This is a genomic window from Micrococcus sp. UYEF5, from assembly GCF_040546065.1.
GTDB classification, from domain to species: domain Bacteria; phylum Actinomycetota; class Actinomycetes; order Actinomycetales; family Micrococcaceae; genus Micrococcus; species Micrococcus luteus.
Window position 1 is genome coordinate 1 of sequence record NZ_JBEPNB010000014.1, and the last position, 26,651, is coordinate 26,651.

The 26,651-nt window shown below is 75.1% G+C and carries 26 protein-coding genes; 20 read left to right on the forward strand and 6 right to left on the reverse strand.

Going from position 1 to position 26,651, the window contains the following annotated elements; translation table 11 throughout:
• Positions 1 to 137: 137 nt before the first annotated feature.
• Positions 138 to 707 (forward strand): DUF4190 domain-containing protein, encoded by a 570-nt coding sequence (locus ABIB16_RS10595; RefSeq protein ID WP_061866747.1) that lies wholly within the window; start codon positions 138 to 140, stop codon positions 705 to 707.
• A 9-nt stretch (positions 708 to 716) separates the two neighbouring features.
• Here the strand turns inward: ABIB16_RS10595 and ABIB16_RS10600 are convergent, their stop codons facing one another.
• The gene (locus ABIB16_RS10600) at positions 717 to 2,225 is read right to left on the reverse strand and encodes an amidase (RefSeq protein ID WP_061866746.1); all 1,509 of its coding nucleotides are present in this window, start codon (positions 2,223 to 2,225) and stop codon (positions 717 to 719) included.
• A gap of 83 nt (positions 2,226 to 2,308) precedes the next feature.
• Between ABIB16_RS10600 and ABIB16_RS10605 the strand changes: the two genes are divergently transcribed.
• Together ABIB16_RS10605 and pheA are read left to right on the forward strand one after the other, a co-directional pair.
• Positions 2,309 to 2,635, forward strand: a complete 327-nt coding sequence (locus ABIB16_RS10605) for a rhodanese-like domain-containing protein (RefSeq protein ID WP_010079684.1) — start codon at positions 2,309 to 2,311, stop codon at positions 2,633 to 2,635.
• Positions 2,632 to 3,582 (forward strand): prephenate dehydratase, encoded by a 951-nt coding sequence (gene pheA / locus ABIB16_RS10610; protein WP_095353943.1) that lies wholly within the window; start codon positions 2,632 to 2,634, stop codon positions 3,580 to 3,582. The genes ABIB16_RS10605 and pheA overlap by 4 nt, the downstream gene beginning before the upstream one ends.
• A gap of 279 nt (positions 3,583 to 3,861) precedes the next feature.
• On the opposite strand, the gene ABIB16_RS10615 is transcribed toward pheA, so the two are convergent.
• Complete coding sequence (locus ABIB16_RS10615) at positions 3,862 to 5,040, reverse strand: diacylglycerol/lipid kinase family protein (protein ID WP_354436274.1); 1,179 nt, start codon at positions 5,038 to 5,040, stop codon at positions 3,862 to 3,864.
• 43 nt (positions 5,041 to 5,083) lie between these two features.
• Between ABIB16_RS10615 and serS the strand changes: the two genes are divergently transcribed.
• Together serS and ABIB16_RS10625 are read left to right on the forward strand one after the other, a co-directional pair.
• Complete coding sequence (gene serS, locus ABIB16_RS10620) at positions 5,084 to 6,367, forward strand: serine--tRNA ligase (RefSeq protein ID WP_354436275.1); 1,284 nt, start codon at positions 5,084 to 5,086, stop codon at positions 6,365 to 6,367.
• A gap of 123 nt (positions 6,368 to 6,490) precedes the next feature.
• Positions 6,491 to 7,300: an HAD family hydrolase gene (locus ABIB16_RS10625; protein ID WP_020625281.1), complete on the forward strand. Its 810-nt coding sequence runs from the start codon at positions 6,491 to 6,493 to the stop codon at positions 7,298 to 7,300.
• Between the two features lie 27 nt (positions 7,301 to 7,327).
• Here ABIB16_RS10625 and ABIB16_RS10630 read toward each other — a convergent pair whose 3' ends face one another.
• Positions 7,328 to 7,957 carry a hypothetical protein gene (locus tag ABIB16_RS10630; protein WP_041104661.1) on the reverse strand — a complete coding sequence of 210 codons (630 nt, stop codon included), beginning with the start codon at positions 7,955 to 7,957 and terminating at the stop codon, positions 7,328 to 7,330.
• Positions 7,958 to 8,046: 89 nt separating this feature from the next.
• Positions 8,047 to 8,634 carry an inorganic diphosphatase gene (locus tag ABIB16_RS10635; protein ID WP_123244266.1) on the reverse strand — a complete coding sequence of 196 codons (588 nt, stop codon included), beginning with the start codon at positions 8,632 to 8,634 and terminating at the stop codon, positions 8,047 to 8,049.
• 220 nt (positions 8,635 to 8,854) lie between these two features.
• Between ABIB16_RS10635 and ABIB16_RS10640 the strand changes: the two genes are divergently transcribed.
• From ABIB16_RS10640 to hpt, 4 genes are read left to right on the forward strand one after another with little or no spacing between them, the layout of a single operon-like run.
• On the forward strand, positions 8,855 to 10,165 hold the full coding sequence (locus ABIB16_RS10640) for a D-alanyl-D-alanine carboxypeptidase (RefSeq protein WP_230259962.1): 1,311 nt from the start codon (positions 8,855 to 8,857) through the stop codon (positions 10,163 to 10,165).
• Between the two features lie 34 nt (positions 10,166 to 10,199).
• Positions 10,200 to 11,384: an Rv3626c family coenzyme F420 biosynthesis-associated protein gene (locus tag ABIB16_RS10645; protein ID WP_230259963.1), complete on the forward strand. Its 1,185-nt coding sequence runs from the start codon at positions 10,200 to 10,202 to the stop codon at positions 11,382 to 11,384.
• Positions 11,371 to 12,552, forward strand: coding sequence for a tRNA lysidine(34) synthetase TilS (tilS, locus tag ABIB16_RS10650; RefSeq protein ID WP_230259964.1), 1,182 nt, complete (start codon positions 11,371 to 11,373; stop codon positions 12,550 to 12,552). Before ABIB16_RS10645 ends, tilS begins: the two co-directional genes overlap by 14 nt.
• Positions 12,553 to 12,601: 49 nt before the next feature.
• The gene (hpt, locus tag ABIB16_RS10655) at positions 12,602 to 13,153 is read left to right on the forward strand and encodes a hypoxanthine phosphoribosyltransferase (protein WP_020625288.1); all 552 of its coding nucleotides are present in this window, start codon (positions 12,602 to 12,604) and stop codon (positions 13,151 to 13,153) included.
• 41 nt (positions 13,154 to 13,194) lie between these two features.
• Here the strand turns inward: hpt and ABIB16_RS10660 are convergent, their stop codons facing one another.
• Complete coding sequence (locus tag ABIB16_RS10660) at positions 13,195 to 14,259, reverse strand: type IV toxin-antitoxin system AbiEi family antitoxin domain-containing protein (protein WP_230259965.1); 1,065 nt, start codon at positions 14,257 to 14,259, stop codon at positions 13,195 to 13,197.
• A 394-nt stretch (positions 14,260 to 14,653) separates the two neighbouring features.
• Between ABIB16_RS10660 and ftsH the strand changes: the two genes are divergently transcribed.
• Genes ftsH through ABIB16_RS10705 form a run of 9 tightly spaced genes read left to right on the forward strand, consistent with a single transcriptional unit; the run spans position 14,654 to position 22,981 of the window.
• The gene (ftsH, locus tag ABIB16_RS10665) at positions 14,654 to 16,744 is read left to right on the forward strand and encodes an ATP-dependent zinc metalloprotease FtsH (RefSeq protein ID WP_073116338.1); all 2,091 of its coding nucleotides are present in this window, start codon (positions 14,654 to 14,656) and stop codon (positions 16,742 to 16,744) included.
• Positions 16,745 to 16,761: 17 nt separating this feature from the next.
• Positions 16,762 to 17,382 (forward strand): GTP cyclohydrolase I FolE, encoded by a 621-nt coding sequence (folE, locus tag ABIB16_RS10670; protein WP_020625291.1) that lies wholly within the window; start codon positions 16,762 to 16,764, stop codon positions 17,380 to 17,382.
• A 26-nt stretch (positions 17,383 to 17,408) separates the two neighbouring features.
• Positions 17,409 to 18,323 carry a dihydropteroate synthase gene (folP, locus tag ABIB16_RS10675; protein WP_095695202.1) on the forward strand — a complete coding sequence of 305 codons (915 nt, stop codon included), beginning with the start codon at positions 17,409 to 17,411 and terminating at the stop codon, positions 18,321 to 18,323.
• Positions 18,320 to 18,700: a dihydroneopterin aldolase gene (gene folB / locus ABIB16_RS10680; RefSeq protein WP_095695203.1), complete on the forward strand. Its 381-nt coding sequence runs from the start codon at positions 18,320 to 18,322 to the stop codon at positions 18,698 to 18,700. Before folP ends, folB begins: the two co-directional genes overlap by 4 nt.
• Entirely contained in the window at positions 18,697 to 19,341 is a 645-nt protein-coding gene (folK, locus tag ABIB16_RS10685; protein ID WP_354436276.1) for a 2-amino-4-hydroxy-6-hydroxymethyldihydropteridine diphosphokinase, read from the forward strand. The genes folB and folK overlap by 4 nt, the downstream gene beginning before the upstream one ends.
• Positions 19,338 to 19,865, forward strand: coding sequence for a DUF3180 domain-containing protein (locus ABIB16_RS10690; protein ID WP_020625295.1), 528 nt, complete (start codon positions 19,338 to 19,340; stop codon positions 19,863 to 19,865). The genes folK and ABIB16_RS10690 overlap by 4 nt, the downstream gene beginning before the upstream one ends.
• On the forward strand, positions 19,846 to 20,358 hold the full coding sequence (locus tag ABIB16_RS10695; protein ID WP_020625296.1) for a PH domain-containing protein: 513 nt from the start codon (positions 19,846 to 19,848) through the stop codon (positions 20,356 to 20,358). The genes ABIB16_RS10690 and ABIB16_RS10695 overlap by 20 nt, the downstream gene beginning before the upstream one ends.
• Positions 20,355 to 22,034, forward strand: coding sequence for a PH domain-containing protein (locus tag ABIB16_RS10700; RefSeq protein ID WP_095695204.1), 1,680 nt, complete (start codon positions 20,355 to 20,357; stop codon positions 22,032 to 22,034). The genes ABIB16_RS10695 and ABIB16_RS10700 overlap by 4 nt, the downstream gene beginning before the upstream one ends.
• The gene (locus ABIB16_RS10705; RefSeq protein WP_061866861.1) at positions 22,031 to 22,981 is read left to right on the forward strand and encodes a Rossmann-like and DUF2520 domain-containing protein; all 951 of its coding nucleotides are present in this window, start codon (positions 22,031 to 22,033) and stop codon (positions 22,979 to 22,981) included. Before ABIB16_RS10700 ends, ABIB16_RS10705 begins: the two co-directional genes overlap by 4 nt.
• Positions 22,982 to 23,075: 94 nt before the next feature.
• Here the strand turns inward: ABIB16_RS10705 and ABIB16_RS10710 are convergent, their stop codons facing one another.
• Complete coding sequence (locus tag ABIB16_RS10710) at positions 23,076 to 23,552, reverse strand: low molecular weight protein-tyrosine-phosphatase (protein WP_061866860.1); 477 nt, start codon at positions 23,550 to 23,552, stop codon at positions 23,076 to 23,078.
• A 229-nt stretch (positions 23,553 to 23,781) separates the two neighbouring features.
• On the opposite strand from ABIB16_RS10710, the gene ABIB16_RS10715 reads away from it, so the two are divergent.
• Entirely contained in the window at positions 23,782 to 24,231 is a 450-nt protein-coding gene (locus ABIB16_RS10715; RefSeq protein ID WP_063189136.1) for a DUF3806 domain-containing protein, read from the forward strand.
• Between the two features lie 95 nt (positions 24,232 to 24,326).
• Positions 24,327 to 26,492 carry a S9 family peptidase gene (locus tag ABIB16_RS10720; protein ID WP_282963236.1) on the forward strand — a complete coding sequence of 722 codons (2,166 nt, stop codon included), beginning with the start codon at positions 24,327 to 24,329 and terminating at the stop codon, positions 26,490 to 26,492.
• Positions 26,493 to 26,651 lie beyond the last annotated feature (159 nt).

Consider the following 26,651-nt stretch of genomic DNA (forward strand, 5'->3'; position numbering starts at 1 on the left):
GATCAACTCCCATTGGGTGTCAGAGAGCATCTGGAACCGGGACATGTCCCCAGGGTCTCAGCTGACTCGTGCATCTATTCTCAGACACGCCCTAGACTCGGCACCGGACCGCGACGCCCCGAACCGGAAGGACCGTCATGACCGACCCCCACGCCTCCCACGACCCGCGCCGTGAGGCCACCCGGCCGAGCTGGTACGGGTCCGAGGCCGGTGCGGGCTCCTCCGGCACCGGCTCCTCCGCCGCCGGCTGGCCCGACGCCCCGGCCGGCGACGCCGACCGCGCCGCCTGGGACCGGGCCCCCTCGTACGCCGAGCAGGAGGGGCAGACCCGCCCCGCCTACGGGCAGCCGTACGGCTACGGCCAGGACGCGAACACCGTCCCCGCCTACGGCTACGGGCAGGGCACGCCCGGCCACGGCTTCGGAGCCCCGCTGCAGCCCGGCCAGACCGACGGCGTCGGCCGCTCGGTGGCCTCCATGATCCTCGGCATCATCTCCGTGGTGGGCGGGTTCACGTTCCTCCTCCCGCCGATCGTGGGCGTGGTCCTCGGCCACATCGGCCTCAAGCGCGAGCCCCACGGCCGCGGCATGGCGATCGCCGGCCTCGTGATGAACTACGTGTCCCTCGCCCTGCTGCTGCTCGCCGTCGTGTTCCTCGTGATCCTGGTGATCGCCGGGATCTCCCTGGGCGACTACACCTCGACCTGACCGGCCGGCTCAGCCGGCCAGCAGCAGCTCGAGGTGCGCGGCCAGGGCGAGCAGGGGCGCGGACGTGCCGGGCCGGCCGATGAGCTGGACGGACCAGTTCAGGCCCCGCTCGTCCCGGAGCACGGGCACCGCGACCGCGGGCAGGCCGAGCACGTTGACCATCGAGGTGTAGGGCGTGAACGCGCACTGCGCCTCGTAGTTGGCCTCGGGCTCCATCGCCAGGAAGTGGCCGACCGGCGGGGGCGCGGTGGCCAGCACCGGGGTCATCACCACGTCGACGGCGGCGAACTGCGCCCGCACCCCGCGCGCCCACTCCTCGAGCCGGTGGGCGGCGTCGTCGAGCTCGGCGCGCCCTGCGGCCCGGGCCGTGCGCAGGAAGTGCGCGGCCACCGCGCCCACGCGCGCCTCGGCGTCCTCCGGCAGCGGCGCCCGGAGCAGCCCGGCCGTCCACACCGTGCGGAAGTCCCGGTGGTAGTCCTCGCCGTAGTAGGGGGAGAGGTCCTCGACCGCGTGGCCGCCCGCGTCCAGGGCGGCGGCGGCCTTCGTCAGGGCGGTGACGGCGGGCCGGGCCAGGGAGATCTCGAGGTTGGAGGCGAAGGGCGAGGCCGTGGTGACGCCGATCCGGCGGGCGTCGACGGCGCCCCCGGCCCGGGCGGTCTCCACGGTGCGGCGCAGGTCCGGCAGCACCCGGCCGGGCAGACCCTCGGGGGAGAGCAGCACGTCGTAGAGCAGGGCGGCGTCCTCGACCGTGTGGGCCAGCGGGCCCGACACCGTGAGGTTGCGGACCGTGTCCGCGTGCTCGTCCATCGGCAGCTCCCCGCGACCGGGCTTGAGGCCCACGAGCCCGCACGCCGCGGCGGGGATGCGGATGGACCCGCCCCCGTCCGAGCCCGGGGCGAACGGGAGGATCCCCGCGGCGACGGCGGCCGCGGCCCCGCCCGAGGAGCCGCCCGCGGTGCGGGTGGGGTCCAGGGGGTTGCGGGCCGGCGCCGTCACGAGGTTCTCCGAGTAGGAGTCCAGGCCGAACTCGGGCACGGTCGTCTTGCCGAGGGTGACGGTGCCGGCCCCGCGCAGGCGGAGCGCGAGCGGGTCGTCCTGCGCGGACGGCGGCGCGTCGGCCAGCAGGGCGGAGCCGAATCGCGTGGGCATCCCGCGCACGTCGATCAGGTCCTTGTACGCCAGCGGAAGACCGTGCAGGGAGGCGGGGGCGCCGTCGTCGTCCGGGGCGGGGGAGGTGTGCGGACCGGGCACGGCCCGGGGTGCGACGCGCGGGTGGGCCGCGTCCAGCTCGGCCGCACGGGTCCGGGCGCCCTCGGCGTCGAGGAGGGCGAACGCGCCGAGGTCCGCGTGGGCCTGGGCCGCGGCGAGGGCCGCCTCCGTGACCTCCCGGGCGCTCAGCTCCCCGGCGGCGAGGTCCTCCCGCAGGCGCACGGCCGAGCGGTCCAGGAGCCGGGCCGGGCCGGGGGCGGAGGGGGTGCGGTCGTCGTCGGCGGCGGGTGCGGCGTCGGAGGTCTGCATGCGGCCGAGCCTAACGGGCGTGGCCCGGGTCATGGACGGCGGGGCCTTCCTGGGATGCCCGGGCGGGTGGCTACGCTGAAGCCATGAGCGCCTTCGAGACCGTCGATGTGAACGAGATCCCCGCCGATGCGGCCATCCTGGACGTCCGCGAGGACGACGAGTGGGCCCTGGGCCGCGCCGCCGGCGCCCAGCACATCCCGCTGGGCCAGCTGCCGGACCGGCTCGAGGAGCTGGACCCGGACACGGACTACTACCTGATCTGCCGCACCGGCGGCCGCTCCGCCCGCGCCGCCGAGTTCATGACCGGCCGCGGCTACTCGGCCATCAACGTGGCCGGCGGCTCCGGCGCGTGGCTCGAGGCCGGCAAGCCGATGGAGGCCGACGGCGACGCCGAGCCCACCGTCAAGTGACGGGGACGGACTCCGCTGACGCGACGCCGTCGCGCCTGCGCTATGCCTTCCTCGGCCCGGCCGGCACCTTCACCGAGGCCGCCCTGCGCAAGGTGGTGGACCCGGCCGAGGCCGAGTTCGTGTCTGCGGGCTCCGTGCTGAGCGCCGTGGCGGCGCTGCGCAGGGGGGAGGTGGACCGCGCCGTCGTGCCCATCGAGAACTCGGTGGAGGGCGGCGTCTCCGCCACCGTGGACGAGATCGCCCTCGGGGAGACGCTGCAGATCCTCGCGGAGGTGCACGTGCCCATCAGCTTCGTGCTCGTGGGCCGGCCCGGCGTCGCGATCGAGGACGTGCGGCGCGTGACCACGCACCCCCACGCCTGGGCGCAGGTGCGCGGCTGGGCCGAGACGGCGCTGCCGGGCGTGGAGTTCACGCCCGCCCCGTCGACGGCGGCCGGTGCCGGCCTCGTGGCCCAGGGCGACTTCGACGCCGCCGTGTGCGCCCCGCTCGTGGCCGAGCAGACCGGGCTGCCGGTGCTCGCCGAGCGGATCGAGGACGTGCCGGGCGCCGTGACGCGCTTTGTGCTGCTCTCCCGGCCGACGGCCCTGCCCGCGCCCACGGGAGCGGACAAGACCACGCTGGTGGTGCCGCTGCCGGAGGACCGGCCCGGCGCCCTCGGGCAGATCCTGGCCGAGTTCACCACGCGCGGGGTGAACCTCTCCCGCATCGAGTCCCGGCCGACCGGCGAGGGCATCGGGCGGTACTTCTTCTCCCTCGACCTCGAGGGGCACCTGGCGGAGGCCCGCGTGGGGGATGCGCTCGCGGCCCTGTACCGGGAGTACCCCGACCTGCGGTTCCTGGGCTCGTACGCGCAGGCCGAGCCCGTGCCCACGAGGGTGCCGGCCGAGTTCACCGACGCCGCGTATCGCTCCGGCCGCGCCTGGGTGGAGTCCCTCCGCTCCCGCTGAGGCGGTGCAGCACTTTCGTTCGGGAAACGGCCGGCCCAGGGTCACTTTCGTTCGGGAAACGGCGGCCCCAGGGTCACCTTCGTTCGGGAAACGGCGGCCCCGAGAGACTTTCGTTGCCGAAACGGGACGATCACCACGACGACGGGCCGTCGTCGTGCTTCCCGTCCGCGCGTCGCCCCGGCGCCCGTTTCCCGAACGAAAGTGCTGGGGAAGCCGCCGTTTCCCGAACGAAAGCGCTGGGGAAGCCGCCGTTTCCCGAACGAAAGCGGGGACGGGGGGTCAGATGTGCGGGGCCGGTTCCGGGACGGGGGCGGCGGCGGAGACGCCGTCGTCGCGGACGGAGGCGTCGTCCTCGGCCACGAGCATCACGACGAGCGAGTCCGGCTGCACGCGGGCGTCGAGGGCGGTGATGACCCCGGTGGCGTCGCCGTCGAGCTGGGAGGGCATCGGCTCGGCGAACTCGACCTTCACGCGCTGCGCCTGCTCCGTGTGCATCACGGGGATGGAGCTGCGGGACCGGGTCACGGTCTTCACGGCGATCCGCGCCCAGTCGAGCGCGTGCCGGGGCGAGAGGACCATGACGTCGAGGAGGCCGTCGTCGAGCTTGGCCTGGGGCAGCAGCTCGACGCCGCCCGTGAGCATCCCGCAGTTGGCCACCATCACGGTGCGCACCTTGAACCGGCGGGGCTGACCGCCGTCGAGGGCCACGGTCACCTCGTGCCGCTTGCCGCGCAGGTGCCGCATGCCGGCCTCGCTGTAGGCCAGCCAGCCGGCCAGGCTCTTCAGCTCGTCCTTGGTGTCGCCCATGATGTCCGCGTCATAGCCGGCGCCGCCGATCACGGTGAAGGTCTGCCGGGTGACGCGCCCGTCCTCGTGCGTGAAGCGGACGTCCACGGTGTCGATGCGCCGCTGCCGGCCCCCCACGGCGATCCTCAGGCACTGCTCGACGTCGTTGATCGGCAGGTCCAGGTTGCGGGCCAGCAGGTTCCCGGTGCCCAGCGGCACCACGCCGAGGGCGACGTCGGTGCCGGCCAGCTGCTCGGCCACGGTGCGGACCGTGCCGTCGCCGCCCGCGGCGATCACGAGCCGGGCGCCGGCGTCGAGGGCCTGCCGCGCCATGGCGGTGCCGGGGTCGTCCTCCTGCGTCTCGAGCACGAGCACCTCGCCGAGACCCTCCGCCTCCGCGAGCCGCTCGAGCTCGCGCCGCACCCGGTCCGCGTGCGTCTTGATGGGGTTCAGCACCAGCGCGACCTCGTGGCGGCCCGTGCCGATGCCGGGCACCTCCTCCAGCCGGCGCTGCACGCCGCCCACCCGCGCGTCGAGGGCGTCCACCAGGAGACGCGTCCGCTCGTGCTGCACGCCGAGGCGGACCTGGCGCACCGCCAGCACCACCACGACGACGACCAGCAGGGCCAGGAGCACCAGGGCGGCCAGCGCCATCCACCACTCGGGAGTCATGCCCCGAGTCTAGGCGTCGGCCCCGCCCGCTAGGCTGGCGCACGTGATCGACGTCAAGGACCTCATCGAGCAGCCCGAGAAGTACCGCGCCTCCCAGGAGGCCCGCGGGGAGGACGCGTCCCTCGTGGACCGCGTGGTCGAGGCGGACGCGTCCCGCCGCTCGTCCATCGCGGGCTTCGAGCAGCTGCGCGCGGAGCAGAAGGCCTTCGGCAAGCGCGTCGCCCAGGCGAAGGGCGAGGAGAAGCAGGCCCTGCTGGCCGAGGTGAAGGACCTGGCCGCGCGCGTGAAGGAGGCCGAGTCGGCCGCCGGCGCGGCCGAGGCCCGCCTCGCGGAGCTGCAGCGTGCCTTCCCGAACCTGATCGTCGACGGCGTCCCGGCTGGCGGCGAGGACGACTTCGTGGTCCTCAAGGAGGTCGGCACCCCGCGCGACTTCGCCGCCGAGGGCTTCGAGCCGCGCGACCACCTCGAGCTCGGCGAGCTGCTCGGGGCGATCGACATGGAGCGCGGCGCGAAGGTGTCCGGCGCCCGGTTCAGCTTCCTCAAGGGCGTGGGTGCGCGTCTCGAGCTCGTCCTGATGCAGCTGGGCCTGGACCTGGCCCTGGAGAACGGCTTCGTGCCGGTCATCCCGCCCACCCTGGTGCGCCCGGAGACCATGCAGGGCACCGGCTTCGACGTCGAGCATGACGACGAGATCTACCGCCTGGAGCGCGACGACCTGTATCTCGTGGGCACCTCCGAGGTGGCCCTGGCCGGCTACCACGCGGACGAGATCATGGACGTGAGCGCCCCCGTCCGGTACGCGGGCTGGTCCACGTGCTACCGCCGCGAGGCGGGCTCGGCGGGCAAGGACACCCGCGGCATCATCCGCGTGCACCAGTTCAACAAGCTGGAGATGTTCATCTACGCCGCACAGGAGGACGCGGAGGCGGAGCACGAGCGTCTGCTGGCGTGGGAGGAGCGGATGCTCGCCGCGATCGAGGTGCCGTACCGGGTGATCGACATCGCCGCCGGCGACCTCGGCCTCTCCGCCGCCCGCAAGTTCGACTGCGAGGCCTGGGTCCCCACCCAGGGCACCTATCGCGAGCTGACGTCCACCTCGAACTGCACCACGTTCCAGGCCCGCCGCCTCAACATCCGCGAGCGGGTCCGCACGGCGGACGGCTCCAAGGGCGGGACCCGCATGGTGGCCACGCTCAACGGCACCCTGGCCACCACCCGCTGGATCGTGGCGATCCTGGAGAACCACCAGAACGCGGACGGCTCGGTCACCGTGCCCGCCGCGCTGCGCCCCTACCTCGGCGGGATGGAGCGCTTCGAGCTGGTCTGAGCGGACGACGTCGTCCCCGGCGGCGCCGGCCGTCCCGCCCGCCTGCCCCGCGGCGCCCCGGCGGTGCCCCGCCGTTCACCCGCGCGTCGCCGCCATGTCCGGGCCGTGTGGTTGGGTGGGGCCATGACGAAGAAGCTCGTATGCCTGGACGTGGACGGAACGATCGTGGACCATGACGGCCATCTGCATGAGCCTGTGCGGGAGGCCGTGCGGGCCGTGCTGGACGCCGGGCACCACGTGGTCATCGCGACGGGCCGCTCCCGCGGGGCCACCCTGCCCGTGGCCCGCTCCCTGGGGATCGGCGCCGGCTTCATGGTGTGCTCCAACGGCGGTGTCACGCTGCGCCTGGACCCCGAGCTGGAGGAGGGCTACGAGGTCACGGACCTGCGCACCTTCGACCCGCGCTCGGTCCTGACCCAGCTGCGCCACCGCCTGCCCAGCGCCAAGTACGCGCTCGAGCTGCCGGACGGCACCTTCCGCTCCACCGAGCGGTTCCAGGACATGTCCTTCGGCGTGGCCGCGGAGGGCGTCACGTTCGAGGAGCTCATGGACACCACGGCCGTGCGCCTCGTGGTGTTCTCCACGGACTCCTCCGCCGAGGAGTTCGGCCGCGCGGTGGAGGGCATCGGCCTGTCCGGCGTGACCTACTCCGTGGGCTGGACGGCGTGGCTCGACGTCGCCGCGGCGGGCGTGACCAAGGCCTCCGGGCTCGAGGCGCTGCGCACCGTGCTGAAGGTGGCCCCCGAGGACACCATGGCCGTGGGCGACGGCCGCAACGACATCGAGATGCTGCGCTGGGCTGGCCGCGGCGTGGCCATGGGCCAGGCCGTGGAGGAGGTCGTGGCCGCCGCGGACGAGGTCACCGGGCACGTGGACGAACACGGGCTCGCCACGGTGCTGCGCTCGCTCCTCGAGGAGCCGGCCGCGGCCTGAGCGGCGCGACCGGCCCGGGCCGCCGGGTCAGCCCCCCGCCAGCGTGAGCAGCCGCGCGGCGGCGGGGCGGCAGGCGTGCTCCTCGTTCCAGTAGGAGCGCTGCACCGCCTGCGAGACGGCCTGCGCCGTGATCCCGAGCGCGGCGGCCGCCGGCTTCTGCTGGCCGCGCACCCCGGGCACCAGCAGGTCCAGCACCGCCCACTCGGCGTCGGTCCGGGACCACACGAGCTGCCCGACGAGTCGCAGCACGGCCTCGGCCTCGGCGGCCGCCTCCTCGTCCCGGCCGCGCACGGCCAACGGGATCCGCGCGGTGGACACGGCCGCCGCCTCCACGGCCCGCCGCGCCGCCGCGAGACCGGGCCCGCCGGCGTCGTGCAGGTCCCCGGAGGCGGGCGCGCCCGCCGCACCGTCCGCGTGCGTCACCGTCCCGACGCCGACCCCCACGTTCCAGCGGCGCTGCCGCAGGGCGCGCAGCGCCACGTCCACGGCGACGCGCGGGTCCTCGACGGCGCCGATCAGCTCGTCGCCCACGGCGCGCTGGAACGGGAGCACGACGGCGTCGCCGAGCCCCGGCACGTCCTGGAGGGCGCGCAGGAACGTGTCCACGCGGTCGCCGGCGTCGAGGGTGTCCCGCTGGTTGATGGTGAGCACGAACATGGTGGTCGATTCTGCCAGCCCGCAGACGACGCCGGCCGCCCACCCCGAGGGGTGAGCGGCCGGCGTCGCGCGCGTGGGCGGTGCGGGGATCAGCGGCCCTGGGGCTCGTCCGTCGCCTCGCCCTCCTCGGTGGCCGGCTGCGCCTCCTCGGTGTCCACCGCGCGGCCCTGGGGCTCGTCGGTCGGGGACTCCTCGCCCTGGGCGTCGAAGCGCTGGATGGACGCCTCGAGCTCGGCCTCGGCGGCCGCGCGGCCCTCCCAGCCCTCGGCCTTGACCCACTTGCCCGGCTCCAGGTCCTTGTAGCGGGTGAAGAAGTGCTCGATCTCCTGCTTGAGGGACTCCTCCACGTGCTCGAGCTCGGTGATGTGGTCGTAGCGCTTGTCCGCCGGGACGCACAGCAGCTTGGCGTCGCCGCCGCCGTCGTCGGTCATGTTGAACACGCCGATCGGGCGGGCCTCGACGACGCAGCCCGGCACCAGGTCGAAGCCCGGCAGGTACACGAGGGCGTCCAGCGGGTCGCCGTCCTCGCCGAGGGTGTTCTCGAAGTAGCCGTAGTGCGTGGGGTACTGCATGGAGGTGAAGAGCACACGGTCCAGGCGCAGGCGGCCGGTCTCGTGGTCGAACTCGTACTTCACGCGGGAGCCCGCGGGGATCTCGATGGTGACGTCGTGCGCCATGACTCTCCTTCGCACAGAGGGTGGGGTGTCCGGGCGGCGCGGCGCCGACCGGCGGTGCTGCCGTCAGCCTACCGGGGGCGTCCGTCATGATGGACGCATGGGACAGGTGGACACGGGGCGCGCTGGGCGTCGGGATCGACGCACGGAACGCCCCCGGAGCCGCTCGCTCCCCGCCGTCCTCCTGGCCGCGCTCGCGGCCGTCCTGGTCGCCTGCGGTCCCGTGACCGCGCCGACGGCCCCGTCGAGCGCGTCCGCCTCGACTTCGACCGCCGCGCCGACGTCATCGTCCCCGTCCGCCGGCCCCACCGCGGCCGAGGTGGCGGCCGCCGTCGAGCCGGGGCTGGAGACGTCCCCGGGCACGGTCTCCGCCGAGTTCCGCGACCTGGCCACCGGCGAGGTGCTGTACGCGCGGGACGCGGACGAGCCCGTGGCCCCCGCGTCCTCGCTCAAGGTGCTCGCCGCCGCGGCCATCGTCTCCGCCCTGGGTCCTGAGACGACCCTGCAGACCACCGTGGTGGCCCAGCCCACCGCGGACGGCGCGGCCACCGAGCTGGTGCTCGTGGGCGGCGGCGACGTGCTGCTGGGCACGGGCGCCTCGGACTCGAAGGCCGTCTCCGGACGCGCGGGCCTGCGCACCCTCGCGCAGCGGACCGTGGCAGGGCTGGTCGAGGACGGCGTCACCGGGCAGGTGGTGGTCAGCACGGACCTGCGCCTCTTCACGGACCGCACGGCCCTGAACCCGCGCTGGACGTCGGACATCCCGGAGAGCGGCAACATCGCGCCGGTGCAGCCGTTGGCCACCTACGGCGGCCGTGAGGCCCCCGGCACCGGGGAGGACCGCATCGAGGCCCCGGCGCAGTTCGCCGCCCTCACCTTCCAGGCCGCGCTCGACGACGCGGTGGCCGCCTCCGACGCCGACCTCGAGGTGGGCCTGCGGGACACGATCCCGGCCACCGAGGTGCCGCGCGCCACGGTCCTCGCCGCCGCCCCCGTCGCGGCGGTGGAGTCCGCGTCCGTGGGGGAGCAGGTCGCGTACCTGCTGGCCCACTCGGAGAACCAGGTGGTCGAGGCCCTGGCCCACACGGCCGCGCCCGCCGCCGACCTGCCCGCCACCCACGAGGGCGCCACGCAGCTGCTGACGGCCACCGCCGAAGACCTCGGCGTGGACACCGCCGGGATGGCGCTCGTGGACTCCTCGGGCCTGTCCCCGGACAACCGCGTCAGTGCGGGCCAGCTGGCCGGCGTCGTGGCCGGGGTGGCCCGCACGCCCGCCCTGGGCACCGTGCTGGAGGGCCTGCCGCGGCCCGGCGAGGACTCCACCCTGGGCGACCGGTTCTCGGATGCCCCCGCGCGGCAGGCCGTGGCCGCGAAGACCGGCACGCTCGACCAGACGGTCTCCCTCACCGGCACCGTCACCACGACGTCCGGGCGGGTCCTCGCGTTCAGCATCATCTGCTCGGATCTGCAGTGGAAGCTGGAGCCGGCGCGCGCGGCGGTCGACGAGGCCGTCAGCGCCGTCGCCGGGCTCTGATCCGAGGTCCGGGGCCTGTGATCTGATGGAGCCCATGAGCGACGACCACGCGACCGACCGCCCCCGCGCCGCCGCGGACGCCGAGCCGGGCGCCCCCGCCGAGCCGGGCCCCGCCGTCGCCCACCCGGTGGACTGGGCCTTCGCGGCACGGACCGCACGGTCCCTCGCCGCCGCCGGCCCCCGGTTCACGCCGCGGGAGGCGACGCGCGAGGCGGAGGGCCTGCGCGCCGCCGCGGAGGCCGCCGTGCCGCACGTCCACCGCCTGACCGGGCTCGAGGCGGCACGGGACCTGCGCGACTCGCAGGTGCTCGTGGTGGACCGCCCCACCTGGTCGCGCGCCGCCACCCAGTCCTTCGCCACCCTGCTGGACCCCACGTTCGCGCATCTGCGGGACACCCGGCCCCGCGAGCACGCCGCCGCCACCACCCGCGTCACCCGGCACGCCACCGCCCTGGAGATGGGCGGGATCCTCGCCTGGATGTCCGGGAGGATCCTCGGCCAGTACGACCCGTTCATCGCGCTGCCCGGCCCCGGGGGGACGGCGGGCGGCCCCGCCGGCGGACGCCTGCTGCTCGTGGCCCCGAACGTGGCGCAGGTCCGCGCGGAGATCAACGTGGACCCGGCGGACTTCCGCCTCTGGGTGTGCCTGCACGAGCAGACCCACCGCGTGCAGTTCGCGGCCGCGCCCTGGCTGCGCGAGCACCTGCGGGCCGAGATCACGGCGCTCACCGTCGGCCTGTTCGACAAGGCCGAGTCCCTGCCCGAGCGCCTGCGCACGGCGCTCGCGGCGGCGAACCCGCTGGGTCGGGACGGTGCGGACGCGCGCCCAACGTCGGGCCTGCTCGGGGCGATCCAGGACGAGGAGGACCGGGAACGCCTGTCCCGGCTGACGGCCGTGATGTCCCTGCTCGAGGGGCACGCGAACGTGGTGATGGACGGTGTCGACTCCTCCGTCGTGTCCTCCGTCAAGACCATCCGCCGCCGCTTCGACGAGCGCGGCGACCGCCGCTCGCCCCTGGACCGCATGCTCCGCCGTCTGCTGGGCATGGACGCCAAGATGGCCCAGTACCGCGACGGCCAGAGGTTCGTGGCCGCCGCCGTGGCCGAGCTCGGCATGGCCGGGTTCAACGTGGTCTGGGACGCCCCCGAGCTGCTGCCGAGCGAGGCCGAGCTCCACGCCCCCGAGACGTGGGTGGCGCGCATCCGTGCCCAGGCCTGAGGCGCGGGACCCGGGGCCGACGCCGGCGGGCGGGGTCGGCGGCCTGCCCGCGGTCGGCGCATGGCCGCCGCGCACCCGCTGGCCCGAGCCCCTGCACCGGGCCGTCGCGGCGGTGCGGGAGGCCCTGGCGGGCGACGGGACCCGTCGCGCGGATGCCGTGCCGGGCCGGGCGGGGGGTCGCCCCCGCGGCCTCGTCGCCCTCTCCGGCGGCGCCGACTCCCTCGCGCTCGCCGTGGCCTGCGCCGTCCTCGTGGGCACCCGGGACGGTGCGCGGCTCGGCCCGATCGGCGCGGCCTTGGTGGACCACGGGCTGCAGTCGGGCAGCGACACCGTGGCGGCGGCCGCCGCCGACGTCGCCCGCATCCTCGGTCTGACCCCGGTCACCGTCACGCGGGTCGAGGTGGCCCGCACCGGCGACGGCCCCGAGGCCGACGCCCGGCGTGCCCGCCGGGAGGCCCTCGCCGCCGCCGCCCGGGACGCGGGGCAGGGGGGCGCCGCCGTCGTCCTCACCGCCCACACCGCCGACGACCAGGCGGAGCAGGTCCTCCTCGGGCTCGCACGCGGCTCCGGCACGCGGTCCCTCGCGGGGATCCCGGCGCGCGGGACGCTGCCGGGCGGGGCCGCCGTCGTCCGCCCCCTGCTGGGCCTGACCCGAGCGGACACCGAGACGATCTGCCGCTGGGCCGGGCTGACCTGGTTCGAGGACCCGCACAACCGCGATCCCGCGCTGCTGCGCTCGCGGGTCCGCACCCGTGTGCTGCCCGCGCTCGAGGACCCCGAGGCCGGCCTCGGCCCCGGCGTGCGGGCCGGGCTGGTGCGCACCGCGGCCATCGCGGCCGAGGACGCCGCGGCCCTCGACGTATGGGCCGGCGACGAGGTCACCCGGCTGCGCGTCGACCCGCCCGCCGGGGACCCGCGCGTCGTCTCCCTGGACCTGGACGCCCTGGCCGCGCTGCCCGCCGCCGTGCGCCACCGCGTGATCGCGCGCGCCGCCCGCGCCGCGGGAGGGCAGGCCCCGCCCCGCGAACGGATCCTCGCGGTGGACGCCCTCGTGACGGGCGCCCGCGCGGGGGGCACGTCGGCCGGTCCGGTGGAGCTGCCCGGCGGGGTGGCCGCGCATCGGGCGTGTGCCAGACTGGACCTCATCCCCTGCCTTCCCGGTCCCTGACTGCGGCCCGGCCCGGCATTCCCGCACGAGCACTCACCAGGAGCGGCGCATGGACGCACAGGATGTCCAGAACGACCTCAGCCACGTCCTCATGTCCCGCGAGGACGTGCAGGACACGATCACGGACCTGGCCCGCCAGATCGACCGCGACTACGCGGACAAGGACCTGCTCATCGTCGCCGTGCTCAAGGGCGCGGTGATGGTGGTCGCCGACCTCACCCGCGCCCTGCACTCCCACGTGGAGCTGGACTTCATGGCGGTCTCCTCCTACGGCTCCGGCACCAAGTCCTCCGGCGTGGTGCGCATCCTCAAGGACCTCGACGCGGACCTCACGGGCCGGCACGTCCTGATCGTCGAGGACATCATCGACTCCGGTCTGACCCTGTCCTGGCTCAAGGCCAACCTGGAGTCCCGCGGCCCGGCCTCGGTCGAGATCTGCACCCTGCTGCGCAAGCCGGAGGCCATGAAGGTGGACATCGACGTGAAGTACGTCGGGCGGGACATCCCCAACGAGTTCGTGGTGGGCTACGGCCTGGACTACGCGGAGAAGTACCGCAACCTGGACTTCGTGGGCACCCTCGCCCCGCACGTGTACAGCTGACCGGGGGCCCGGCCCGGCGTGGCCGCCGCAGCAGCGACCTGTCACGTGAGCGGTCGCTCTGAGGTGCCATTCACGCCCCATTCCGACTCCTTGCGTGACAGGTCGCCGGCGTCCCCGAGGTGACGGCGCACCTCCACGATCACGCGCGTGAATCCGCGGCGAGCGTCGGAGGAGGACACGGTGATGTTCCGGTAGCCCCGTCGCTCGAAGGCCGCGTTGCGCTGCACGTCACGGTCGATCTGGCGATCCGCGCCGTGGTGGCCGCCGTCGTAGTGCAGGGCCACTCTCGCCTGCCGATAGCCCAGGTCCGCCGTCGCGGGGTGGTGCAGGGAGAACTCCGGGTCCCAGACCTCGAGCTGCAGTGCGGGCTCGGGGAGCCCGGCGGCCCTCAGCGCGAGCCGCAGCCGCGTCTCCTTCGGCGAGTGCGCCCCCACCCGGACCAGTGTGGCGGCGGTGCGGAGCCGTCGTCGTCGGTTGTGCGCGGACGGGCTCGCTTCGGCCGCCTGGGCCAGGGCCGCCCGGGTCCGCTCGGCGGCGTCCGGGCCGCCGGACAGCTGCGCCCGGCGGACGAGATGGTCGCCGAGGATGACGAGCTCGTCGTCGTCGAGCAGGGCCGAGAGGTCGACCCAGAGACGGGGCGGGGCGGTGACGTACCAGGCCAGGCCGCCGATCCGCACGCGCTCCACGTCCGCGGGCGGGAGCGCTGTTCGGTGGGAGGTGACGCCGGGGAGGGAGAGCTGGCCACGGTCTCGCGGGCGGCTCACGTGGACGTCGTCCCCCGCGTCCAGTCGCTCCGGCAGCCAGATCTCCCGGGCGCGGGCCGCGGTCTGGTGCGACACCACCGTGGTGGCGCGGTGCCGGGCGAGTCGCAGCAGCAGCTCGTGTTGGGTGGCCGAGAGCGGGGTGCTCCACCGGTAGGGGGAGGAGCCGGCCACGGGGCGCTCGACGGCGGCCGGGGCGGCCTCACGCCGGCGGTAGAGGCCCCGCGCGAGGCGTTCGACGTCGGAGCGACGCAGCCGGTTGTGGTCGATGCCGGCGGCCCTCGCCTGCGCGGCGGTGAAGGGACCGTCAGGCAAGGCCGCGGGAAGCGGGGCGGGGCGACGCATGGTGCCAGCCTGGCGTGGTGGGGCGGGCGGCGTCCTGGGCCGCCGTCGGCCCGGGGAGGATTTCGGGTGCGCGGGGGCCTGTGCAGGAGGGGACGCAGGGGCGCGACCGCAGCGCCGGCGACCTGTCACGCGAGCGGTCGCTCCGAGGCGCCATCCACGCGCCATTCCGACCTCTCGCATTCCCGGTGGGCGTCAAGACGGCGCTGGCCGACGTCGCCGCCGGCCGACCGCCCGCGCCCTGTCCACCTGACGCGAACAGTCAGCGGACACCCGGGCCGGGCCGGTACCGTGGGGGCTTGACCCGGGCGCGACGTCGGCCCTGCGCCGTCCCCGGCCGCACGGCGGCCGCCCCGGGCAGCCCGGCCCCCGCGGCAGACCAGGAGACACTCGGACCGTGAAGAAGCTGTTCAACAAGCCCTACGTCTGGATCCTGCTGGGCCTGCTGGTCCTCGCCGTCGCGATCCCGCTGACCACGTCGCAGAGCGGCCGCACCATGGTGGACACCAACGTGGGCATGGCCCTGCTGAAGGACGACAAGGCCGCGCAGGCCCGCGTGGTGGACGGGGACCAGCGCGTGGACCTCACCCTGCGTGAGCCCTACAAGCAGGACGACCGGGACCTCGGCAAGGAGGTCTACTTCTACTTCGCCAGCGCGCGCGCCACGGACGTGGTCACCGCGGTGGACGACTCGGCCCTGGACGGCTACACGGACGAGCCGGTGCGGAGCAACTGGTTCCTCTCGCTGCTCGGCTTCATGGTCCCGTTCCTGCTCATCGCACTGCTGTTCTGGTTCCTGATGTCCCGCATGCAGGGCGGCGGCGGCAAGGTCATGCAGTTCGGCAAGTCCCGCGCCAAGCTGATCAACAAGGACAACCCGGACGTGCTGTTCAAGGACGTCGCGGGCGCGGACGAGGCCGTGGAGGAGCTCCAGGAGATCAAGGAGTTCCTCACCGTGCCGGACCGCTTCCGCGCGGTGGGCGCCAAGATCCCCAAGGGCGTGCTGCTCTACGGCCCGCCCGGCACGGGCAAGACCCTCCTGGCCAAGGCCGTGGCCGGTGAGGCCGGCGTGCCGTTCTACTCGATCTCCGGCTCGGACTTCGTGGAGATGTTCGTGGGCGTCGGCGCCTCGCGCGTGCGCGACCTCTTCGAGCAGGCCAAGTCCAACGCCCCCGCCATCATCTTCGTGGACGAGATCGACGCCGTCGGCCGGCACCGCGGCGCAGGCATCGGCGGCGGCAACGACGAGCGCGAGCAGACCCTGAACCAGATGCTCGTGGAGATGGACGGCTTCGACGCCTCCACGAACGTCATCATGATCGCCGCGACCAACCGCCCGGACGTCCTGGACCCGGCGTTGCTGCGCCCGGGCCGCTTCGACCGCCAGATCCCCGTGGACGCCCCGGACCTCGAGGGCCGCGCCAGGATCCTCGAGGTGCACGCGCAGGGCAAGCCGATCGCCCTGGACGTGGACCTGCGCTCCCTGGCCAAGCGCACCCCCGGCTACACGGGCGCGGACTTAGCCAACGTGATCAACGAGGCCGCGCTGCTCACGGCGCGCTCGAACAACAACGTGATCGACAACCACGCCCTGGACGAGGCCGTGGACCGCGTGATGGCCGGCCCGCAGAAGCGCACCCGCCTGATGAACGAGCACGAGCGCAAGGTCACCGCCTACCACGAGGGCGGCCACGCGCTCGTCGCGGCCGGGCTGCGCAACTCCGCCCCGGTCACCAAGATCACGATCCTGCCCCGCGGCCGCGCCCTGGGCTACACGATGGTGGTCCCGGAGGACGACAAGTACTCCGTCACCCGCAACGAGCTCCTGGACCAGCTCGCGTACGCGATGGGCGGGCGCGTGGCGGAGGAGATCGTGTTCAAGGACCCGTCCACGGGCGCCGCGAACGACATCCAGAAGGCCACGGACACGGCCCGCAAGATGGTCACCGAGTACGGCATGTCCGCCAAGGTGGGCGCCGTCAAGCTCGGCGGCGGCAGCTCCGAGCCCTTCGTGGGCGGTGCCCCCGGCGGCTCCTCCCGCGAGTACTCCGAGGAGCTCGCGTACCTGGTGGACGCCGAGGTCCGCACCCTGCTGGACCAGGCCCACGCCGAGGCCCACTGGGTGCTCACGGAGAACCGGGACGTCCTGGACCGGCTGGCCTACGAGCTGCTGGAGAAGGAGACGCTGACCCAGGAGGCCATCGCCGCCATCTTCGCGGACGTCCGCAAGCGGCCCGAGCGCGGCGTGTGGCTGGCCTCGGACGACCGGCTCCCGCAGGACATCCCGCCGGTCCTCTCCCCCTCCGAGCGCCGCTCGCGCCACGACGGCGGGGATCAGACCCCCGTCGGCGTCGAGGGCACCACGGTGCCGGTGCGTCCGGAGGGTGCGCCGCCGTCGTCGCTGGGCGGGGACGCGGCCGGCCCCGGCCTGCCGCCGCACGGCGGTCCGAGCAACACGCCGGGCCCCGGCGAGGGACCGACCTTTTGACCGCGCAGGAGACCCGCATGACAGCCCACACCCCCGACGACGCCGTCCCCGGCACGTTCGACCCGGACTCGACCGCGGTCGACCGGCCGCGCATCGAGGCGGCGGTGCGGGAGATCCTGCTGGCGATCGGTGAGGACCCGGACCGCGAGGGCCTGGCGGACACCCCGGCGCGAGTGGCCAAGGCGTACGCGGAGTTCTTCGCGGGCCTGCACCAGAGCCCGGACCAGGTGCTCGGCACCACGTTCGACATCGCGCACGAGGAGCTCGTGCTCGTGAAGGACATCCCGTTCTACTCGACGTGCGAGCACCACCTGGTGCCGTTCCACGGCACCGCGCACATCGGCTACATCCCCTCCGCCGAGGGCCGCGTGACGGGGCTGTCCAAGCTGGCCCGTCTCGTGGAGCTGTACGCGCGGCGTCCGCAGGTGCAGGAGCGGCTGACCACGCAGGTGGTGGAGGCGCTCATGGAGCACCTGGCCCCGCGCGGGGCGATCGTGGTGGTGGAGGCCGAGCACATGTGCATGTCCATGCGCGGCGTGCGCAAGCCGGGCGCGAAGACCGTCACCTCGGCGGTGCGCGGCCAGCTGCGGGATCCGTCCACGCGCTCGGAGGCGATGAGCCTCATCATGCACGGCTGAGGACCACCGACGGCGGAGGAGGACACGTGGACGAGAGCATCGACCCGGCGGCGCGGGAGGCGAACCGCGCCCTGCTGGGGCGGCTGCCCGCGGACCGGACCCTGGTCATGGGCATCCTCAACGTCACCCCTGACTCGTTCTCGGACGGCGGGGAGCACGCCACCGTCCGCGCGGCCGTCGAGCACGCCCGGCGCATGGTCGCGGACGGCGCGGACATCGTGGACGTGGGCGGGGAGTCCACCCGCCCCGGGGCCCGCGCCGTGCCGCCGGCCGAGGAGCAGGAGCGCATCCTGCCCGTGATCGAGGCGCTGCTGGCCGAGGACGTCGTCCTCTCCGTGGACACGCGCCACACCGCCACCGCCCGGGCCACCCTGGCGCTGGGGCCGGTGATCGTCAACGACGTCTCCGGCCTCGCCCACGAGCCGGATATGCCGGCGCTGATCGCCGCGTCGGGCGCGCCGTACATCCTCATGCACAACCGCGGGAACCCGCAGACCATGGACGGGCTGGCCGTCTACGAGGACACCGTCCCGGACGTCGTGTGCGAGCTGCGGGACGTGGCCGGCCGCTTCCTCGCCGCGGGCGTCGAGCCCGCGCAGCTGATCGTCGACCCGGGCCTGGGCTTCGCGAAGGCCGGCGAGCAGAACTGGGAGCTGCTGCGCGGCCTCGAGTGGCTCCGCGCCATGGGCCACCCGGTGCTCGTCGCCGCCTCGCGCAAGCGGTTCCTGGGCACCCTGCTGGCGGACGACGACGGCACCCCGGCCCCGCCCGCCGCGCGCGACGCCGCCACCGCGGCGATCTCCGCCCTCGCCGCCGCACAGGGCGCGTGGGGCGTGCGCGTGCACGACGTGCGCGCCAGCGCCGACGCCGTCCGCACCGCCGCGGCCTGGGCCGGGGCGCATGCCCCGGGCGAGCCCGTCTCCGAGGACGTGCTGCCGTGAGCGCCCGGGACCGCATCCGCCTGGCCGGGCTGTCCGCCGTCGGGCACCACGGGGTCTTCGACCACGAGCGCCAGGACGGGCAGCCGTTCGTCACGGACGTGGTCCTCCACCTCGACGCCGGCCCCGCCGCGGCCGGCGACGACCTCGCCCGCACCGCCAACTACGCCGAGGTCGCGGACACGGTGGTCCGCCTGGTCACCGGGGAGCCGGTGGACCTGATCGAGAGCCTCGCCGACCGGATCGCCCGCGCCGTCCTCGCCGAGCAGCCCGTGGTGGCCGCCGTCGAGGTCACCGTGCACAAGCCGCAGGCGCCCATCCCGCACGACTTCGCGGACGCCGCCGTCACCGTGCACCGCACCCGGGAGGACCTCGCGTGAGCACCGTCGACTGGTCGCACCCGGCCGAGGGCCCCGCGCCCATCCCCGAGCTGGGCGCCCGCCCGGACGCGCCCGTCGCGGCCGTGCTGGCCCTCGGCGCCAACCTGCGCGAGCCCGCGCAGACGCTCGACGCCGCCGTCGCCGCCCTGTCCGCGCTGCCGCACATCACGGACGTCCGGGCCTCGCCCCGGGCCGTCACCGCGCCCGTGGGCGGGCCGCCGGGCCAGCCCGACTACCTCAACCAGGTGGTCACGCTGCGCACGGACCTCGCGCCGTGGGAGCTGCTCGCGGTGGCGCACCGGCTCGAGCAGGACCACCATCGGCGGCGTGAGGTCCGCTGGGGCGCGCGCACCCTGGACGTGGACGTGATCGCCTACGGAGACGTGCGCAGCGACCACCCGGACCTCACCCTGCCGCACCCCCGCGCGGCCGAGCGGGCCTTCGTGCTGCTGCCGTGGCTGTGGCTCGACGCGGACGCCACGCTCGCCGGCACGCCCGTCGCCGACCTCGCCGCCGTCGCCGCGGACGCCCCCGGGGTGCGCCGTCAGGAGCCCGAGCGGCACCGGCTGCTGGCCGGCACCGACGACGTCGCCCCGCTCCGCCCGGCACGCCCGGACGCCCTCGGGAGGGAGGCCACGTGATCGCGCTGCGCTCCGGGTGGACCCTGCTCGTGGTGCTGGTGGCCGCCGTGCTCGGCTGGCTGGCCGGGCTCGCCGCGCCGTCCCTGGGCTGGCCGGCGCCCGTGGTGGGCCGCGGCGGCCTGATCACCGTGGCCGCGGTCTCCGTGCTGTGCCTCGCGCTGGGCTGGCGGGTGCGCCGCGACCGGGAGAAGCCCGCCGCCGCGCGGATGGACCCGCTCGCCGCGGCCCGCACCCTCGTGCTCGGCCAGGCCTCCGGCTTCGCGGGAGCGGCCCTCGGCGGGTGGCACGCCGGGGTGGCGGTGCAGGTGCTGCTGCGGGCCGGCGTGGAGGCACCGACCGTGCGGGAGGCCGCCCTGCAGGCCGTCGGCGGTCTCGTCCTGCTGGTGGTGGGGCTGATCGTCGAACGGTGGTGCCGGATCCCGCCTGAGGAGGATGCGCCCGAGGGCGGTCGTGGGCAGGATGGGTCCCCGGGCCGACCGGCCCGTCCCGAGACGGAAGGAGGGTATGCCCGTGCCCGGCATTGACCTGAGCGGCGTGGCCTTCACGCCGGCCTCGCCGCGGCTGGCGACGGTGAAGCTCATCGCCACGACCATCGGCCACCTGATCTGGCTCGCCGCGTTCTCCGTGCCGCTGATCCTCAAGCTCACCGGCCCGTGGGCGGGGATGGCCGCGTGGGTCGCGTGGGGGCTGCCGGCCGTCGTCGTCGTGTCCTGGATCGTGGACCTGATCCTGATCCCGCGGCGCGTGCGCGCGATGGGCTGGGCCGAGCGCGAGGACGACGTCCTGTGGCGCGAGGGCATCCTGTTCCGCAGCGTGCACGCGGTGCCGTACGGCCGCCTGCAGTACGTGGACGTCTCGGACGGTCCGCTGCTGCGCCGGGTCGGGCTGCAGACCCTCACCCTGAAGACCGCCGCCGCGGGCGGGGACGTCACCCTGGAGGGCGTGCCCCGCGAGAGGGCCGAGGAGCTGCGCGAAGTCCTCATGGCGCGCGGCCAGGCGCGGCTGGCGGGCCTGTGAGCGCGGCCGCCCCGCCCCCCGCCGACGACGCCGGCTGGGTCCGCGTCCACCCCGCCTCGCCCTGGGTGCGGGGCTGGACCTTCCTGCTGCTGATCCTGTTCTTCGCGGGCCGCAACGCGGTGGAGGACTTCGCGGCGGGCCGGCTCAGCGGGGAGGACGCCCCGGGCGGCGGCGACGGCAGCCTGCTCGTGGCCGGCGGCATCCTGCTGGGGGTCACCCTGCTGATCAGCCTCGTGTTCTTCTTCTCCTGGTGGTTCACCCGGTTCCGCTGCGGGGAGGACCGGATCGAGCTGCGCCAGGGCTGGCTCTTCCGCAGCCGCCGGCAGATGCGCTACGACCGCATCCAGGCGGTGGACCTGCAGCACCCCCTCGTGGCCCGGCTGCTCGGGCTGGCCACAGTGAAGGTCGAGGCGGCCGACGGCGGCGAGTCCGCGCTCGAGCTGTCCTTCCTGCGCCGCGCCGAGGCCGAAGCGGTGCGCCGGGAGATCCTGGACCGCGCGTCGGGGATGCTCGGGGGAGCCGGGGCGGACGCGTCCGCGCCGGAGCGGGCGGCCGAGCCCGGCCTCCCCGACGCCGACGCCGCGGACGCCGGCGAACTCATGCTGCAGGTGCCCGCGGGGCGGCTCCTCGGCTCCGTCCTGCTCTCCGGAGGCGTGCTGGGGGTGCTGGCCGGGTCCCTGATCTGGCTGGCCGGCCTCGCCCTCGTGGTCGCGCTGCTGCCCGAGGCGGTGCTGGACGAGGGGGAGACCCTGACCGGGATCGGCGCGGCCGCGTCCCTGCCCGCCCTGTTCTCCGTGGCCGGCGTCGCGTGGTCCCGGTTGAACGCCGGCTGGGGTTTCCAGGTGCGCCGCTCCACCGACGGGCTGCGACTGCGGCACGGGCTCACCGAGACCACCCACCAGACCGTCCCGCCGGGGCGGGTGCAGGGGGTGACCGTCTCCCAGCCCCTGTTCTGGCGGCCCTTCGGCTGGTATCGGGTGAACATGGCGGTGGCCGGGTACCTGCAGGAGTCCGACGGCGCCCGGGACGTCGCGCTGCCCGTCGGCCCGTGGGAGGACGTGCTCCGCGTCCTCACGGTCGTGGCCCCGGACCCGGGCCTGGACGGCGATCCGCGCGCCGCGCAGGGGCTGACCCCCGCCGGGCTCATGCACCTCGGCGTGCACGGCACCGGCACGGAGGGCGGCTTCCAGCACGTGCCGCGGCGCGGCAGGTGGTGGTTCAACTGGTTCGCCTGGCGGCGGACCGGCTTCACGACGACGCGGTCCCTGCTGGTGGTGCGCAGCGGCTGGTTGAACCGCCGGCTGCAGACCCTCCAGCACGAGCGCATGCAGGCGGCCGAGCTGGCGCAGGGCCCGGTGCAGCGACGCCTGGGCCTGGCCACGGTGCGCGTGTGGGTCGCGGGGGCGAACGCCGTGGTCCGCGACCTCGACGAGGACGTGGCCGTGGACCTGTACGCCCGGGAGGCCCGGCACGCGGCCGTCTCGCGTCGCCTCGCCGACCGCGACCAGTGGATGCGCCCCGAGGAGCTGGCCCGCTTCGAGCAGCGCACGCGCGAGGTCGCGGCCACCGAGGTGGGCCGCCGCGAACTGGCCCGGGCCGGCGTCGTCGGCGGCGCCGTCGTCGGGGAGGAGAGCGGGGCGCACGTCCCCGCCGTGCGCGGCGAGGAGGAGCGATGACCGGCGGACTCGACCTGAGCCTGGACCCGCATGACCCGGCGCAGCGGCCCGGGCGGCTGGGCGTCGGCGTGGTGAGCGCGGGTCGAGTGGGGGCCGTGCTGGGCTCGGCGCTGCGGGCTGCGGGCCACACGATCACGGGCGTGCACGCCGTCTCCGAGGCCTCGCGGGACCGCGCGGAGATGCTCCTGCCGGGCGTGCCCGTCCTGGAGATCCCCGAGATCCTGCGCCGCTCCGAGATGGTCGTCTTCGCCGTCCCGGACGACGCGCTGGGCGAGCTCGTGGCCGGCCTGGCCGCCGCGGGCCACGTGCAGACCGGCCACCTGCTCGTGCACACCTCCGGCCGCTACGGGGTGGGGGTGATGGAGCCGGTGCGCGCGCACGGGGCGATCCCCCTGGCGATCCACCCGGCCATGACGTTCACGGGGCTGAGCCTCGACGTCGCCCGGCTGCAGGACTGCGTGTTCGGCGTGACCGCGGACCCCGTGGTGCTGCCCGTGGCCCAGGCGCTCGTGGTGGAGATGGGCGGCGAGCCCGTGGTCGTGAAGGAGGCCGACCGGGCGGCCTACCACCTGGCGCTGTCCCACGGGTCGAACCACCTGGTGACGCTGACGGCGCAGGCCCGCCAGATCCTGGAGACGATCGGGGTGGCCGACCCGGAGCGGGTGCTGCGCTCACTGATGACCGCCGCGCTGGAGAACGCGCTCACGGACGGCGACGGCGCCCTCACCGGCCCCGTGGCCCGCGGTGACGTCGACACGCTGCGGACCCACCGTGAGACCCTCGGGGAGCTCGAGGCCGGGGGACTGCCCCCGGACGTGCGGGCCGTGTGGGAGACCCTCGCCCGCGCGACGACCGACCGCGCCGAGACCCGCGGCACCCTGCGCGCGGACACGGCGGCGCGGCTGCGAGAGGTCCTCGACGACTCCGACGACCCCCACGACGACTGATCGACCCCCGCCGCCCCCGCTTTCGTTCGGGAAACGGCGGGTCCCAGGCCGCTTTCGTTCGGGAAACGGCGGGTCCGGGGCCGCGCCCCGGCCGTCAGAGGCGGCCGTCGCGGATCGCGGCGACGACGCCGTCTGCTGCGTCCTCGATCTGCCGGTACATCTCCTCGAACTGCGGCCGCGGATACCCGTACGGATCGGGGACCTCGCGCACCCCGGCGCTGTCCGCATCCGACGCGAACTCGCCCATCAGGTGGATCCGGTCCCGCTGCTCGTCCGTGGTCGCGAGCCGCCGCGCGTCGGCGAGGTTGGCCTCGTCCATCACGAGGATCAGGTCGGCGTCGTCCACGAGGTCGGCGGACAGCTGCACCCCCACCGTCGGGAACTCGTAGCCCAGTTCGCCGCCGACCTCGCGGGTGAGGTGATGCGGCCGGGCGCCCACGTGCTCGTCGGACGTGCCGGCGGAGGTGACCTCGACGTCGTCGAGACCGGCCTCCGCGAGCTTGCGGTTCAGCACGGCCTCGGCGGCGGGCGAGCGGCAGATGTTCCCCAGGCAGACGGTCATGATGCGCATGGGGCCAGTGTCTCAAGTCCGGTCGGGGGCGGCGGACGACGACGGCCCGCACGCTCGCCTCGTCGCTGGCGGCACGACATCGGGCGCGTCCACGAGTGCTCCCGCTGGGGGATCGCAGGCCTCCGGCGGTGTGTCCCCCCGGTTCCTCGCCGTTTCTCGAACGAAAGCGCGGCCGGCGCCGCCCGTTCCGGCGACGGCGGCGCCCGACGCGCCTGGCAGGATGGAGGCCATGACCGACCAGCCCGAGATGAGCCCCCTGACCGAGCCCGAGCGGGAGTGGGTGCGCGTCCGTCGCGACTTCGCCGCGCAGGAGGGCGTGGACCACCTGGACCTGGACGCGGTCGCCGCGTACTACGACGCCGTGCTGGCCCGCTCGCAGGCCGAGGCCGACGAGTTGGACCCCGAGGAGCTGGCGGTGCTGCTGGACGTCGTCGCGGTGCTGCTCGGCGAGCACCTGGGTGCGCGCCACGGCATGCAGTGGGTGACGGTCGCGGATGAGGAGGGGCCCGCCCTCGCGCTGCGGGACACCCTCTCGGACGCCGTCGTCTTCCCGCAGCCGGTGGTCGGCCAGAGCTGGAACCACCAGGCCACGGGGGAGTGGATGGGCGGGTACGTCGACTGGCTCGGCGAACAGCTCCAGCAGATCCGGGCCGACGCCGGCACGCGGCCCGGCGCCTGAGGCGCGGCGGGCACCGGGGCGGCCCGCCGTCGAGGCCACCACCCCGCCGCCCTCCGTGTTGCCCGGACCACGTGCGGGCCGATAGAAACGAACGCATGACCTCCACCCCGGACACCCCGGACAACACCCCCGCCACCCCCTTCCACGACCTCGACGCCTTCACGGCCCTGCCGCGCGTCGCCGGTCTCACCCTCAGCCCGGACGGCGCCCGCCTGGTGACCACCGTCGCCACCCGGGACGCGAAGGGCACCGGCTACGCCACCGCCCTCTGGGAGGTCGACCCCGCGGGCGAGCGCCCCGCCCACCGCCTGACCCGCTCCCGCGAGGGCGAGGCCGGCGCACAGTTCGCCGCGGACGGCACCCTCTTCTTCACCTCCGCCCGTCCCGACCCCGCCGACGCCGAGGCCGAGAAGCGCAGCGCCCTGTGGGCCCTGCCGCCCCGGGGCGGCGAGGCGCGCGTGGTGCTCTCCCGCCCGGGCGGCGTCACCGCGGTCACGTGCGCCTCCGCGGCGGACCGCGTGGTCGTCACGGCGGACCGGCTGCTCGGCGCCACCACCGAGGCCGAGCACGCGACCCTCGCGCAGACCCGCAAGGACGCCGGCGTGGACGCCATCCTGCACACCGGCTACCCCATCCGCTTCTGGGACCACGACCTTGGCCCCGCCCGCCCCGAGCTCTTCGTCCTCGAGCCCGGCCCGGACCCGCAGGGCGAGCCCGCCACGGACGCCGACGCCGCCGAGCCCGGCCCCGCCGCCTCCGGCCTGGCTCCCGAGGCCGACGACGTGTCGCACCACCTGCGCCACGTCTCCGGATTCCCGCGCTCCCACGCGTTCGGGATCGGCGCGCAGGTGGCCCCGGACGGCTCGTTCCTGCTCACCACGGCCGCCACCGCCGAGGCCCGCGGCAACGTGCGGGAGGGCACCGTGGTGCGCGTGGACCTGGCCACGGGCGAGCGCCGCGTCCTGCACGACGTCCCCGGCGAGGACGTGACTGTCGGTCCCGTCAGCCATGACGGCACGCGCGCCGTCGTCGTCCGCACCCCCGACTCCACCCCGCACTCCGCCGTGCACCCGCGCCTGTACGTGATGGACACGGCCACGGGCCAGACCACGCCCCTGGCCCACGGCTGGGACCGCTGGGCCGACGTCGTCGCGTGGCTGCCGGACGACTCCGCGGTGATCGCGCTCGCGGACTCCGAGGGCCGCCGCCCGGTGTTCCGCATCGAGGTGGCCACCGGCGCCGTCGCGCAGGTGACCCGGGAGGACGAGGCGTGGACCGACATCGTGCTCTCCCCGGACGGGGCCACGGCCTACGGCGTCCGCTCCTCCTACCTGTTCCCGCCGGAGGTGGCGCGGATCGACCTGGCCACGGGCGAGACCACGCGCCTGCCGAACCCCGTGGAGCGCCCCGCGATCCCGGGCACCCTCGAGGACGTGGAGACCGTCGCCGAGGACGGCACGCACGTGCGCGGCTGGCTCGTGCTCCCCGAGGGGGAGGCGCCGGCCGGCGGTCACCCGCTGCTGCTGTGGATCCACGGCGGGCCCCTGGGCTCGTGGAACGCGTGGAGCTGGCGCTGGACCCCGTGGATCATGGCGGCGCGCGGCTACGCGGTGCTGCTGCCGGACCCGGCGCTGTCCACGGGCTACGGCCAGGACTTCATCGAACGCGGCTGGGGCCGCTGGGGCCAGGCGCCCTACACGGACCTGATGGCGCTCACGGACGCCGTCGTGGCGCGTGAGGACGTCGACGGCGACCGCACCGCCGCCATGGGCGGCTCGTTCGGCGGCTACATGGCGAACTGGGTGGCCGGGCACACCGATCGGTTCCGGTGCGTGGTCACGCACGCCTCGCTGTGGGCGCTGGACGGCTTCGGCCCGACGACGGACGCCGCGTTCTACTGGGCCCGCGAGATGGACGAGCAGATGCAGCAGGAGAACTCGCCGCACCGGTTCGTGGGGGAGATCGTCTCCCCGATGCTCGTCATCCACGGCGACAAGGACTACCGCGTGCCGATCGGCGAGGGGCTGCGCCTGTGGTCGGACCTGCTGGCGAAGTCCGGGCGGCCGGCCGCCGCGGACGGCACCACGGACCACCGCTTCCTCTACTTCCCGCACGAGAACCACTGGATCCTCGCCCCGCAGCACGCGAAGGTCTGGTACGAGGTCGTCCTCGGCTTCCTGGGCGAGCACGTCCTCGGCGACGGCACCCCGTCGGCCCCGGAGACGCTGGGACTGACGCGGCCGTCGCCGACGGCGGGCTGAGCCGCCGGGCCCGGCGCCGGGTGTGGCCGGCGCGGCGCTGGAGCACGTCAGGACTGGTGCAGGGCTAGGGCGTGTCTGAGAATAGATGCACGAGTCAGCTGAGACCCTGGGGACATGTCCCGGTTCCAGATGCTCTCCGACGCCCAATGGGAGTTGATC